Annotated in this window: 13 protein-coding genes and 1 pseudogene; 7 read left to right on the top strand and 7 right to left on the bottom strand. The window is 74.5% G+C overall.

The genetic code is table 11. The annotated features are described in order from the left end of the window. On the bottom strand, positions 1-1,205 hold a 1,205-nt coding region (locus C1A33_RS10780; RefSeq protein ID WP_165818327.1), incomplete at its 3' end, for a L,D-transpeptidase. A gap of 565 nt (positions 1,206-1,770) precedes the next feature. On the opposite strand from C1A33_RS10780, the gene pucL reads away from it, so the two are divergent. Continuing rightward, a complete protein-coding gene (pucL, locus tag C1A33_RS10785; protein ID WP_101831378.1) occupies positions 1,771-2,661 on the top strand; it encodes a factor-independent urate hydroxylase in 891 nt (296 codons plus the stop codon). A gap of 22 nt (positions 2,662-2,683) precedes the next feature. On the opposite strand, the gene C1A33_RS10790 is transcribed toward pucL, so the two are convergent. Then, a complete protein-coding gene (locus C1A33_RS10790) occupies positions 2,684-3,475 on the bottom strand; it encodes an SAM hydrolase/SAM-dependent halogenase family protein (RefSeq protein WP_101831379.1) in 792 nt (263 codons plus the stop codon). Beyond that, positions 3,472-3,909: a DUF3099 domain-containing protein gene (locus C1A33_RS10795; protein WP_243407410.1), complete on the bottom strand. Its 438-nt coding sequence runs from the start codon at positions 3,907-3,909 to the stop codon at positions 3,472-3,474. The genes C1A33_RS10790 and C1A33_RS10795 overlap by 4 nt, the downstream gene beginning before the upstream one ends. Positions 3,910-4,060: 151 nt before the next feature. Here C1A33_RS10795 and C1A33_RS10800 point away from each other — a divergent pair, with 151 nt between their 5' ends. The 4 genes from C1A33_RS10800 to C1A33_RS10815 are packed head-to-tail and all read left to right on the top strand — an operon-like array spanning position 4,061 to position 8,098. Beyond that, on the top strand, positions 4,061-5,227 hold the full coding sequence (locus C1A33_RS10800; RefSeq protein ID WP_207770253.1) for a glycosyltransferase family 4 protein: 1,167 nt from the start codon (positions 4,061-4,063) through the stop codon (positions 5,225-5,227). Further along, positions 5,224-6,414 (top strand): glycosyltransferase, encoded by a 1,191-nt coding sequence (locus C1A33_RS10805; protein ID WP_101831382.1) that lies wholly within the window; start codon positions 5,224-5,226, stop codon positions 6,412-6,414. Before C1A33_RS10800 ends, C1A33_RS10805 begins: the two co-directional genes overlap by 4 nt. Before the next feature lie 14 nt (positions 6,415-6,428). After that, the gene (locus C1A33_RS10810; RefSeq protein WP_101831383.1) at positions 6,429-7,271 is read left to right on the top strand and encodes an SGNH/GDSL hydrolase family protein; all 843 of its coding nucleotides are present in this window, start codon (positions 6,429-6,431) and stop codon (positions 7,269-7,271) included. A 29-nt stretch (positions 7,272-7,300) separates the two neighbouring features. Beyond that, positions 7,301-8,098 (top strand): hypothetical protein, encoded by a 798-nt coding sequence (locus C1A33_RS10815; RefSeq protein WP_207770254.1) that lies wholly within the window; start codon positions 7,301-7,303, stop codon positions 8,096-8,098. On the opposite strand, the gene C1A33_RS10820 is transcribed toward C1A33_RS10815, so the two are convergent. From C1A33_RS10820 to fabG, 4 genes are all read right to left on the bottom strand, one after another. Then, positions 8,099-8,614, bottom strand: a complete 516-nt coding sequence (locus C1A33_RS10820) for a DUF3090 domain-containing protein (RefSeq protein ID WP_101831384.1) — start codon at positions 8,612-8,614, stop codon at positions 8,099-8,101. It lies immediately after the preceding gene. A gap of 16 nt (positions 8,615-8,630) precedes the next feature. Next, positions 8,631-9,764 (bottom strand): ferrochelatase, encoded by a 1,134-nt coding sequence (locus tag C1A33_RS10825; RefSeq protein ID WP_101831385.1) that lies wholly within the window; start codon positions 9,762-9,764, stop codon positions 8,631-8,633. Next, complete coding sequence (locus C1A33_RS10830; RefSeq protein WP_101831386.1) at positions 9,761-10,066, bottom strand: hypothetical protein; 306 nt, start codon at positions 10,064-10,066, stop codon at positions 9,761-9,763. The genes C1A33_RS10825 and C1A33_RS10830 overlap by 4 nt, the downstream gene beginning before the upstream one ends. 127 nt (positions 10,067-10,193) lie before the next feature. Continuing rightward, entirely contained in the window at positions 10,194-10,910 is a 717-nt protein-coding gene (fabG, locus tag C1A33_RS10835) for a 3-oxoacyl-ACP reductase FabG (protein WP_101831387.1), read from the bottom strand. A 40-nt stretch (positions 10,911-10,950) separates the two neighbouring features. Between fabG and C1A33_RS10840 the strand changes: the two genes are divergently transcribed. Both C1A33_RS10840 and C1A33_RS10845 read left to right on the top strand, forming a co-directional pair. Continuing rightward, positions 10,951-11,244 carry a DUF167 domain-containing protein gene (locus tag C1A33_RS10840; protein ID WP_101831388.1) on the top strand — a complete coding sequence of 98 codons (294 nt, stop codon included), beginning with the start codon at positions 10,951-10,953 and terminating at the stop codon, positions 11,242-11,244. Between the two features lie 502 nt (positions 11,245-11,746). Continuing rightward, positions 11,747-12,607 (top strand): annotated as a pseudogene (locus tag C1A33_RS10845) (pyruvate dehydrogenase); the annotation flags it as partial.

A 12,607-nucleotide genomic window follows, 5' to 3' on the forward strand; every position in this document is an offset into this window, starting at 1 on the left:
CGGCTGATGCCGTAGAACCACTCGGCGTCGGCCGGGGAGGCGTTCACGCAGCCATGGGAGACGTTCGTGATCCCCTGGGAGGCCACCGACCACGGCGCCGAGTGCACGTACTGGCCGCCGCTGGTGTAGTTCACCGCCCACTGGACCTTCTCGTAGTAGTAGTCCGGGTTGCCCTTGGGGATGCCCACGGTGGCAGAATCCATGATCACCTCAGGCGACTTGCCGAGCACGTTGTGCGGGCCGTCCATCGACGGCGTGCTCGGCTTGCCCAGGCTAACCCGCAGGGTCCGCAGCAGCTGGCCATTGCGGAACACCTGCATGAGGTGGGTGTTCGCGTCGACCTTGGAGATCTGCGCCGCGCCGACGACGAAGTCCATCGCCCGGTCCTTGACGCCGTACCGGCCGCCCCCCGCGTCGTAGCCGGCCAGGTTCGCCTCGACGTGCACCTTGGTGCCAGGCGTCCAGTACTGCTGCGGCCGCCACATGGCGACCCGGTTGGACACCCAGTTCCAGGCGCCGAGGACCGGCGGGTCGGCCACGACCGAAAGGCGCTGCTGGACGGCGGCCTTGTCGGTCACCGCAGCGCTGAACGTCAGGCTGATCGGCGCGCCGACGCCGACCGCCTGCCCGGTGACCGGATCCCAGGAGACCTTGAGCGACTTCGCGGGCGTCCCCGTGACGAAGCTCGACCGGACCGTCTTCGTCCCGGTGACCCCCGCCGCCGGGCTGGTGGAGGCGACCACGTCGTACCGCGAGTCGGAGAACAGGCCGCCGCCCGACGTCCAGGTGCGCCGGTCCGCCGAGAACGTGCCGAGCAGGACGCCGGGATCGGTCTTCTCCGACGCGCTGGCCGCCCGGTTCACGGTGACGTCGGCCAGCGGCGCGTTGGCCCGCACGACCACGTGGTCGGCGAGGGTGATCCCGCTGGCGCCGTCCCCGGGGGTGACGGTCACGGCGGCCGCCGGGGTCGGCGGCGCGGTCGGCGCGGCCTGCTGGGTGCCGCCGCCCGAGGAGCAGCCGACGACGGTGGCCAGCGCCGTGACGATCGCGAGGATCGTGCCGAGCCGGCGGCGCAGTTGGTGGTCGGTCAGGCCGAACGGGCCGTCCGCCGTGAGCACACCGGGCGAGCTGGCCGGTCGTGGGCTCGGGAAGCTCGGCCGCCGACCACGCAAAACGCGTGATGGAATCATTACCGAGCGAGACATGTAATGCCCTCTTCCGAAGAACACGACCGGCGTCGTCGCCGGCCGGAAACCTGAGTTCGAACGGTACCCAGGGCCCGGCGCCGCGTCCCGTCGATCACGGGAACGTGCGGTGTCAGCCGGAAGACCATCACTCTTCGTAGAGTGAATGTATACGGAGGGTAGCACCCTCCGGGTATTCCCCATAAACCCCTCCCCTTCCCCCCTTCCGACGCTCTGCACCACGGTGAGGTTGCTCCCCGGGCGGGACAATTCAGCGGCACCCGAAATCGATCACAGAACCCACGGCAACACCATGGGGGCCGCAACCCGTCACGTCATGTCGACCTATTCCGCAACCCTGGGACGACCATCGCGGCCCGTCGACGGAAAGCACCCGGATCATTGCTTCGTCGTGGTGTCGCACGGACGGTCCGCTTGGGTGCCGCGTGGGAGGTGTCGGCTGGCCGACGTGACATCGGGACGAAACTGGCCGCCGCCCGGGGTGTCACAGCCGTGCCGCAGGATGGGCACCAGCCGCGGGCGCGGGCCGCCCCACGGCCGCCGCCCCACAAACCAAGGAGAGCCGATGGCGATCGTGCTCGGGCCGAACCAGTTCGGGAAGGCGGAGATCCGCCTGGTCCACGTGGACCGCACGAGTCCGGTGCACCGCGTCACCGATCTGAACGTGTCCACCGCGCTTCGTGGCGACTTCGCCGCCGCGCACCTGACCGGCGACAACAGCCACGTGCTCACCACTGATGCGCAGAAGAACACCGTCTACGCCTTCGCCCGGGAACACGGAATTGGCGAGATCGAGAATTTCGCGCTACGCCTCGCCCGGCATTTCGTCGGGTCCTTCCCGTGGATCGGGGGCGCCCGCGTCGAGATCGAGCAGTTCGCCTGGGAACGGATCACGGTCGATGGCGCGCCGCATGACCACGCATTCCGGCGGGCCGGCGCCGAGAAACGGACGACCGTCGTCACCCTGCACGGGGACTCCGCTTACGTCGTTTCCGGGCTGGCCGGGCTGGTCGTGCTCAAGTCGACCGGATCGGAGTTCTGGGGATTTCCGCGCGACCACTACACGACGCTGGCCGAGACGACGGATCGCATCCTGGCCACCGAGGTGACCGCCCGCTGGCGTTACGCCCGCGCCGACCTGGACTTCGGCCCGCTGTTCACCGGGGTGCGCGAGGCTCTCGTCAGCACGTTCGCCCGGGTACACAGCCTGGCCCTGCAGCAGACGCTGTACCGGATGGGCGAGACGGCGCTGACGGCATACCCGGAGGTCGCCGAGATCCGGATGTCGATGCCGAACAAGCACCACTTCCTCGTCGACCTCACCCCGTTCGACCTGGACAACCCGGACGTCGTCTACCAGGTGCCGGACCGGCCGTACGGGCTGATCGAGGCGACCGTGACCCGCGACGACGCTCCGGCGGCGGGCCCGAGCTGGACTAGCCGAGACCTGGACTAGGTGAGACCTGGGCTAGCTGGGGCTAGCTGAGGCGCAGCGTGACGCGGTCGCCGGGGGCGAGGCGCAGGGTTCGGGCGGCGTCGCCGTCGCGGACGGCGAGTGCCGCCATGCCGGCCGCATCGACGTACAGCAGCGGGTCGCCCGGCGCGACGGAGCCGAACGTCTCCCCCACCGCAAGGTCACGATGCTGGTCGTCGCAGGTCAGCCGGGCGCGGGCGGGTGGGCGCAGCCCGGCCTCGGCCAGCAGGGCGCCCGTCGCGGCGAGCTGGACGTTGCCGAAGACGTCGACGAGGACGACCTCGGCTTCGAGCGCGCCGTCCGGGTCGAGCCGTGTGTGGGGGGTGGGCAGGCGGACGAGCGAGGCCGGGTCGAGTGGCGCGCCGAGATCGGTCAGGTCCCGGCCCCCGGCAAGCAGCGCCGCGGCGGGGGCGAAGACGTCCCGGCCGTGGAAGGTGGCGGGTGTGCCCGGCGGGACCGGCAGCCGCACGGCGACCTCGACGCCGCCCAGCCGCTCGGCGGCCTCGACCAGCAGGCCGTTGTCCGGGCCGACGAGGTGTCCGCCGGCCGCCCGCAGCGCGACGGCCCGCCGGGCCGTGCCCACGCCGGGGTCGACGACCGCGAGATGGACGCCGCGGGGCAGCGCGGGCACCGTCTGGGCGAGTACCGCGGCGCCGCGGCGCACGTCCCCGGGGGGCACCAGGTGGGTGACGTCGATGATCCGGGCCGCGGGCAGGGCCCGCAGGATGGCTCCGTGGCAGGCGGCGACGAACCCGTCGGCCAGGCCGTAGTCGGTGGTGAAGCTGACGATCGTCACGGCGCCGGCGGGTCCGCGGCGCGGGGGCCGGGGTTGCCGTGCACCCAGCCCTCGTCGTCGATCCAGCCCTCGCTGTCAACGACGCGGTGCGGGTCGGCGGTGAGGGCCGGCGGGGCGTCATGGACGGCCTGGACGGCCTGGCCGGGGTCGAAGGCGGCCGGCCGGTCGCGCTCGGGGGCCGGGCCGCCGTTGGCCGCGACGACCGCCACCCACGGCAGGATGACGGCGATGGCGACGGCGACGAACCGCAGCCAGCCGTGGAAGGCCACGACCGCCAGCACGAAGCACACGACCCGCAGCGCCATCGACGCCAGGTAGCGAAGCTCCCGGCGCTGGATGTCGGACTGCCGGGACCGGCTGGCGGAGGTGATCAGCACCGTCCGCGGCTGCCTGAACCTCACCCGTACCTCACTCGCCTCGTCCCCGTCCCCCACCCAATATCCTCCTTCCCGCCCGCCGAGGAAAACGGCGCCGACGCGGCACCCGTCACCCGCGCGCTTTCCGGCACCAACCTGTGCGGGAACGTTCATGTACCGGTCGGCTGGTCGTCCGCGGGACGGCTTCGTGCCCTGCCACCGTGCTCGTGTGCGCGTAGCCGTGATCACCGAGTCGTTCCTCCCGCACGTCGATGGGGTGACGAACACGGTGTGCCGCGTCCTGGAACATCTACGTGACCGAGGCCACGAGGCGATGGTCGTCGCGCCCGCACCCGCACCGGCCGCCCGGCGCACCGCCGCACGCGAGCACGCGGACGCGCCGGTGCTGTGGGCGCCCTCGGCGCCGCTGCCCGGCTATCCGGCGTTCCGCTTCGCCGTGCCGTGGCCGGCGCTGACCGCGGCGCTGCGCGAGTTCCGGCCGGACATCGTGCACCTGGCTGCCCCGGCGGGGCTCGGCGCCCAGGCCGTGCTCGCCGCCCGGCGCCTGGACGTGCCGTCCATCGCCGTCTACCAGACCGACATCGCCGCCTTCGCCGCCCGCTACGGGCTGGCGACCGCCGAACGGACGATCTGGCACTGGCTGGCCACCGTGCACCGCCACGCCGCCCGCACGCTCGCGCCGTCCTGGGACGCCGTCGACGCGCTGCTGCGCCAGGGCGTGCAGCGGGTGGCCCGCTGGAGCCGGGGCGTCGACCTGGAGCGGTTCGACCCGCGCCATCGCGACGAGGAGCTGCGCCGTGAGCTCGCGCCGCACGGGGAGCTGCTCGTCGGCTACGTCGGGCGGCTCGCGAGGGAGAAGCGGGTGGAGCTGCTCGGCGGGATCGCCGACCTGCCCGGCACCCGGCTCGTCGTGGTCGGCGACGGTCCGTCGCGCGCGGCGCTGACCCGGCAGCTGCCCGGCGCGGCGTTCCTGGGCTTCCGGGGCGGCAGCGACCTGTCGAAGGCCGTCGCGAGCCTGGACCTGTTCGTCCACACCGGCGTGCACGAGACGTTCTGCCAGGCGGCGCAGGAGGCCAAGGCCAGCGGCGTGCCGGTGGTGGCGCCCGCGGCCGGGGGGCTGCTCGACGTGGTCGAGCACGGCCGCACCGGCCTGCACTACACCCCCGGCGACGCGGCGGCCCTGCGCGCCCAGGTCGCAGCGCTGATCGGCGATCCGGACCGGCGGGCGGTGATGGCGCTGGCGGCGCGCGACTCCGTCACCGGCTGCGGCTGGAGCGCGATCGGCGACGAACTCCTCGGACACTACCGCGACGTGCTCGGGACAGGCGGACGCGGCCGAGGATCACGGGCGAGGGGACAGGTGGTCACAGCATGAAGATCGTGCAGACGGCGAACTTCGTTGCGCCGGCTTCCGGGGGGATCCGGACGACGCTGCGTCACCTCGCGGCGGGGTACGCCGCAGCCGGCCACGAGGTGGTCCAGATCGTGCCCGGCGAGCAGGACGGGGTCGAGGAGCTCGGGGGCACCCGGGTGCTGCGGGTACGCGCGCCGCGGCTGCCCGGCACCGGCTACCGGGTGATCAGCCAGCCATGGCGGGTCGCGGCGCTGCTCGACGCCGAGCAGCCCGACCGGCTGGAGGTCCACGACCGGGCGACGCTCGCCCCGCTGGGCCGGTGGGCACGCCGCCGCCGGGTGCCGTCGCTGGTCGTCAGCCACGAGCGGCTCGACCGGCTGCTGGGCACCTGGACGCCGGTGCGGCTGCGGGGCATGCTGCCCGTGACGGCGGCGGCGGACCGGGCGAACACCGCGCTGGCCGCCTCCTTCGACACGGTGGTCACGACGACGGCGTGGGCCGCGGCCGAGTTCGTCCGCCTCGGCACGCCGAACCTGTGCCACATCCCGCTCGGCGTGGAGCTCGGCGGCTTCCACCCGGACCGGCGGGACCGCACGCTGCGGCGGGCCTTCGCCCGCGACCGGGAGGCGCTGCTGGTCGTCGCCAGCCGGCTGTCCCCGGAGAAGCGGGTCGACCTGGCCGTCGACGCGGTCGCCGAACTGGTCCGCCGGCGGGTGCCGGTGCGGCTGGTGATCGCCGGGGACGGGGCCGCCCGCGGGCGGCTGGAGCGGCGCGCCGCGGGGCTGCCCGTGACGTTCCTCGGGTTCGTCGCCGACCGGGAGCGGCTCGCTGGGCTGCTGGCCAGCGCCGACGTGGCGCTCGCTCCCGGGCCGGTGGAGACGTTCGGCCTGTCGGCGCTGGAGGCGCTCGCCAGCGGCACCCCGGTCGTCGTGCACCACGCCAGCGCGCTCGCCGAGCTGGTCGTGCCCGGGGTGGGCCTGATCGCGGCCGGCAGCGGGTTCACCTTCGCCGACGCCGCCGCGGAGCTGCTCGCCGCCTCGCCCGCGCAGGTCGCGGCGCGCCGCGGCGCCACCCGGGCGCGGGCGGAGGGGTTCACCTGGGCGGCGACGGTCGCGGGCTTCCTCGCCTGCCACGGCGGCGAGCCGGCCGCCACGGCGGCGCCCCCCGAGCCACCGGCCGGCATCCCGGCACCGCCGCTGGCCGCCTGAAGGGTCCGGGCAGCATGCCTGCCGACTGGTCGCCGCGCTACGTCGCCCTGGGCGACAGCATCACCGTCGGGCTCGGCGACGGGGTGACGATGGGCCGGGAGCACCGCGGTACCGCTCCGGCCCGCGGGTTCGCCGCGCGTCTCGCCGAGCTGCTCGGCCCGCCCGGCGCCGTCCAGTACACCAACCTGGCGACCACCGGGGCGACCGCCCGCGAGGTGCGCACCCGCCAGCTGCCCCTCGCGCTCACCCTGGCGCCCCGGGTGGCCACCGTCGTCGCCGGCATGAACGACGTCCTCAAGCCGACGTTCGACCCGCTGCGGGTGCGCCAGGACCTGGTGTGGACGGTCAGCCGGCTGCGCGCCGAGGGCACCGTCGTCCTGACCGCGACCATGCCCGACCCCGGTCGGCTGCTGCGGCTGCCCGGGCCGCTGGCCCGGCTGCTCGCCGAGCGGGTGGAACGGCTCAACGCGGCGGTCCTCGCCACCGGCCGGACCGATCCCGGGGTGCTCGTCGTCGATCTGGGCCGGCACCCGGCGGTGCGCCGGCGGTCCAGCTTCGATGTCGACCGGGTGCATCCCGGCCCGCACGGGCACCAGCTGATCGCGCAGGCCTTCGCGCACCGGCTCGCCCAGGCCGGGGTACCACTTGTCGGCCCGCTGACCGGCGCGAACGGGATCGTGGACGGTGATGCGGAGGTGAGGGCACCGGGTTCGCTGCGGCACTCCTACTGGCTGTTCAGCGTCGGGCTGCCGTGGCTCGCCGGGCGGTGCCTGGCACGCGGAGAACGGCGGGTCTCCTACCCGATGGTCGTCCCGCAGGCGGAAAATCTGCCTCGGAGTCTGCCTCGGCGTGCCTGAGGGCCCTGACATTGCCTACGGTAGGGCCTGTGCTTCCCGCCCTGTCAGCCTCGCCCCGGTCCGGCGTCCTCACCGGATGGGGCAACGCGTGGCTCGCCGGGCTCGTCGGGCTCGACGATGTGATCACCCAGGTGCACCGCGCGCTCGGCGGTGCGGCGGCCCCGCACATCCTCGGCGACGAACCCCTTGTCCTCGGTCTCGGCGCGCTGCGATCCGCCGGCGCGCAGCGGCTGCGGCTCGTGCTGCCCGTGCCGGGGGACGCCGCCGGCCTGCCCGGCCCGCCGGAGGTCAACCGGGACGCGATCACCGCCGGCGAGGCCGTGCTCGTCGTCGGGCCGAACCCGCCGCTGGCGCTGGTGCCCGGCGTGGTCGTGCACGGCCCGGCGCTGGAGGGCGGGCTGGAGTCGGTGCACTGGCGAGTGCTCGCGGCGGCGCGGGTGCCCGTTCCCGGCGCCGGGTTGCGCGCCGCCGAGCTGGAGCTCGGCGAGGCGATCCGCACGACGACGGCGGCGCTGGTCCACCTCGACATCGCCAGCGCCCGTCCCGAGGTGCTCAACGTGCTGCGCGATCGGGTCGAGGAGGAGCCGGGTCCCGGTCTCGGCCCGGGGTATCCGCCGGGCGCGCACGCGCTGCTGGCCCGGGCGGAGCGGTTGTCGACGCTGCTCGACCTGGCCGCCCGCGATGACGGCGCGGCCGTGACGGCCAGCGAGATCGCCCGCCGCTCGGCGGCGCTGCGCGGTCTGTCCGCGGCGGTGCGCCGTGCCTACGAGGCGGCCTACGGCGCGTTCGACCCCAGCTACGCTACGGTGCCGCCGCGCCGGCGCTAGTTAGTTCAGCCGGGGGCAGAAGTGGCCGCCGGGATCGTCCGGGCGGCCGCAGAGCACGCACGGGGGGCGGCCGGCGGCGACGATGGTGCGGGCGCGCTCGATGAACGCGCGGGCCTGGCGGATCGACAGGCCGACGCGCAGCGAGTCGAGCTCGTCCTCGCTTTCGGGTAGCCGTATCTCCCCCGGGGACAGCCCCGCGGCCTCGACGAACACCCGGTGGCCGTCCCAGGAGACGGTGAGCTGCCCGAGGTGGAAGTCCTCCTGAAACGGCGCGTCGAGCGGGGCGAGGTCGATCTCGACGTCCGCCGCGGCCGGCAGCGGGATGCCCTGGGTCTGGCCGACCTGGCCGAGCAGCGTGTTCAGCCCTTCGGCGAGCGCCGTGACCTCCGTCTTCTCCAGACCCACCGTCACGACCTGGCCGCGTCCGGCGGCCTGCAGGAAGAAGACACGGTCCCCAGGCTGCCCGACGGTGCCGACCACGAACCGATCGGGGGATTCGAACACGTAGCGCTGCATAGCTCCCATCGCTCCGTTACCCTTTTTCGCCTCGTCGTCCGGTCATGGTTGCGCCGTCACCCATCAGTATCGCCGTTTCGGGGACGAGTCCACTCCCCGGTGGCTGGCGCCCAATCCCCGGTGGCTGGCAGCAGTGTGGTGCGCAGACGTCGGTCCAGGGTCCAAGCACGGACAGTGATCGTCGGGGCAGGGTCGGATCGCGAAGCTCGTCGACGAGTTCCCGGACCATCGCGACGAAGCGCGGGTCGGTACCCACCGTGCCGGCGCGGGTCGCCGGCAGTCCCAGTCCGCGCGCCCGGCGCAGCGCCACGACGTCGAGGTCGTGGACGACCTCCATATGGTCGCTGACGAAGCCGATCGGGACGAGGACGGCGCCGGCCGCGCCGGCCGCGGCCAGCTCGGCGAGCCGGTCGCCGACATCTGGTTCCAGCCAGGACACGGACGGCGGCCCGCTGCGGCTGCAGAAGACGATCTCGACCGGGTGGCGCACCCCGGTGCGCCGCTCGACGCCGGCGGCGATCAGGTCGGCGACGGCGCGCAGCTGGCGAGGGTAGGCATCGCCGTGCGGACCGCTGGCCGCCGACTGCGACAGGGGCAGCGAATGGGCGGTGAACAGCAGGTGGGCGTCGGCACGGGCCTTCACCGGCAGGTCGGCGAGCGCGGCCAGGCAGTGGTCGATCATCGGCTCGACGAAGCCGGGATGGTCGAAGAACAGCCGCAGCTTGACCAGCTCCGGGCGCTGCGTGCCCGCCGGCAGCGCGGCCAGCGCCCCGGCGAGGTCCTCGCGGTACTGGCGGCAGCCCGAGTGCGACGCGAACGCCGAGGTGACGAAGCAGGCCGCCCGGCGGACGCCGGCCGCGGACATCTCCGCGACCGTGTCGGTCAGGTAGGGGGCCCAGTTGCGGTTGCCCCAGTAGACGGGCAGCTCGGGCAGGCTCGCGCGCAGGGCGGCGGCGAGCGCCCGGTTCTGGTCGTTGAGCGGGCTGCGGCCGCCGAACATCCGGTACTGCTCGGCGACCGCCTCGATCCGGGCGGGCGGGATGGCACGCCCGGCGGTGACGTTGCGCAGGAACGGCAGCACGTCGTCCGGCCCCTCGGGCCCCCCGAAGGAGACGAGCAGGAGCGCGTCGACCTCGCCGCCGCCCGTCATCGCGGCACGCGGTGGGCCAGGGCCGCCGGATAGGTGGGGAAATAGCGGCCGATGGTGGACAGCTCGAACGACGGCAGGATCGAGCCGGCGGGCTCGCGGGCGAGCAGGTACTCGAACGAGGCCCGGACCAGGGCGATGAGAGCCGGCCCGTCCGCGGGGTCGGTCGCCGTCGCGGCGAGGACCACATCGTCGACCCGGACCTGGTACTGGAAGGACAGCCCCGGTACCCCGGGCGCGGTCTCCTCCGCCACCGTCACGTCGAAGTCACGGCCACCGCGTGGTTCCACCAGGATCACGCTCATCGCCCACTCCCTCGTGGCTGCGCCGGCGACCCAGCCGGCGACAGGGCCAGCGACAGGGCCGGCGGCAGGGCTCCCCCACCCACGATATCCGCCAGCGCCGCGGCACACCCACCCACGGGCTCGGGCGTCAGTGACCCATGCTCAGGCCGCCGTCGACCGGGATCAGCGCGCCGTTGACGTAGCTGGCGGCGGGCGAGGCCAGGAAGGCCACCAGAGCCGCGACATCCTCCGGCTCGCCCATCCGCCCGCCGGGCACCGCCGCGGTGAGCGCCTCGCGCTGGGCGTCGGTGAGCGCGTCGGTCATGTCCGTGCGGATCGGGCCGGGGGCGACGACGTTGGCGGTGATGTTGCGCGGGGCGAGCTCGCGGGCGAGGGAACGGGCGAAGCCGATCAGGCCCGCCTTGGACGCCGCGTAGTTCGACTGGCCCGGACCGCCGACGGACGCCACCACGGACGAGACGAAGATCAGCCGGCCGCGGCGCAGTCGCATCATCGGCCGCGTCGCCCGCTTGACGACCCGGTAGGCGCCCAGCAGGTTCGTGTCGACGACCTCCTGGAAGGCATCCTCGCTCATGGTGGCGAGCAGGGTGTCGCGCACGATGCCGGCGTTGGACACCACGATCTCGACGGGGCCGAGCTCACCCTCGATCTCGGTGAACGCCTTGTCGACGCTCTCGGTGTTGGTGACGTCCAGCCGGACGCCCAGCATGCCCTCGGGCGCCGAGCCGCCCCGGCTGCCCACCGCGACGCGGTTGCCCGCGGCGGCCAGCGCCAGCGCGCAGGCCGCGCCGATCCCGCGGTTACCACCCGTCACCAGAGCGACGCGACCCTCGTTTTCGACCATGGCGGGAATAGTAGCCGTCCGGTACGGGATCCTGACGTTCATGCGGGTGACGATCCGGGTTCAGCCAGGAGCGCGCGGCGGCGGCGTCGGCGGGCTGTGGGACGACCCGCGGGACGGCGCGATGCTGGTCGTGCGGGTCGCCGCGCGCGCCGTCGACGGCCGCGCCACCGAGGCCGCGCTGCGTGCCCTCGCCGACGCCCTGGGCGTGCGCCGCGCCGACCTGTGCCTTGTGCGCGGCGCGACCAGCCGGGCGAAGACCGTCGAGGTCACGCCGACCCCCGCCGTCCCCGAGGACGCCCTGCGCGCCCGCCTGCACGACCTTCTGCACGCCTGACAGGCGGGCATATCGAGCGGCAAACCCGGCATACGTGATGTTCAGGGCGGCCACCGCGTCGAACCGCCGCCCTGCCCGACCACCACCGAGGTGGGGGGAGCAGCCCACGAGGTAACGGCGGGACACGGATGCTGAAATGGTGCGGCAGGCATTGCCGGTGCGTGGGCGCGGCCCGGCCGGCGGGCGGTGGCGCCCGGCGCGTACCGCCGATCCTGGCCGGGGGCGCAACCTCCGGCCCTCATCGCACGTCCGGACAGGGGAGGTCGGCGTCGTGGGACGGAGGCCGATCATGCGCAGGCCGGACAGCCGTGCGGTCGACGCGACGCGCGCGTATGTCGCTCGGGGGGAGCTCACCCTTGGACCAGACGACACTGGACCAGACACCACTGGACCAGACGCCACCACATCCGCGAGCGCCACGCCCGCCGGCCCGCCCCGGCCACTCGCGAACGGCACAGGCCCCTCCGACGGCGCAGGCCCCTCCGACGGCACAGGCGAGACCGTGCTGACCACGCCGACGACCTACGCGTCGGCGGGCGGGCCTGCCGAGTCAGCGCCCGGCCACGCCCGTGCGGCCACGGATGGCGACACGCCCTCCCACGCCCCCGACGGCCTCATCCCGAACGGTCTCGTCCCGAACGGCGTCACGGCGGGCCCCGCGCCCGCGCCGCCCGCGCCGCCGGTGCCGGGGCCGCCGGGGGGCGTGCTCGACCTCGAGGCGCTGGCCACCCTGGACGGCCGGCTGCGCACCGTGGCCGCGGCGATCATCGACGAGGGGGTGCGGTCGGGACGCCGCTCCCCCGCCGACGCTCGCCTGGACCGGGCGGGAGTGGCGGCGGCCTCCAGCGTCGCGACCGTGCTGTGGTTCGACGGGCTGCGCGCCGAGGACCGGGTCAGCGTCACGCCGCACGCGGCGCCGCTCGTCCTCGCCGTGCACCATCTGCTCGAGGACGCGCTGCTCGTGGATGCGCGGGCGGCGGGCCATGACGACGAGGCCGCGCCGGCCGGCCGGCGGCCCGCCCCGGTGGAGCTGGACGCAGGGCCGGTGCGCATGCTGGGCGCGGGCAACGTCGGGCCGAGCGGCACCGTGTGGGCGGCGCTGGCCCGCCGCTACGCCGGGCAGCGCTTCGACGTGGCGCCGAGCGGGCGGCAGATCTGCCTGATCGACTTCGCGGAACTGCGCGACCCGGCCGTCTGGGAGACGATCACCGACGAGCGGGTCGCCCACCTCGGCGAGCTGTTCTGGGTCGTCACGGTCGCCGGCGCCGGCGTGTCCCCCGGCGCGCCGGGCGGGCCCGAGGGTGCTCGCGACGCCAGCGGCATCCATGGGATCGGTGGGACTGGTGGGATCGGTGGGCCGGGG

The sequence above is a fragment of the Frankia canadensis genome, assembly GCF_900197875.1.
Taxonomy (GTDB): domain Bacteria; phylum Actinomycetota; class Actinomycetes; order Frankiales; family Frankiaceae; genus Frankia; species Frankia canadensis.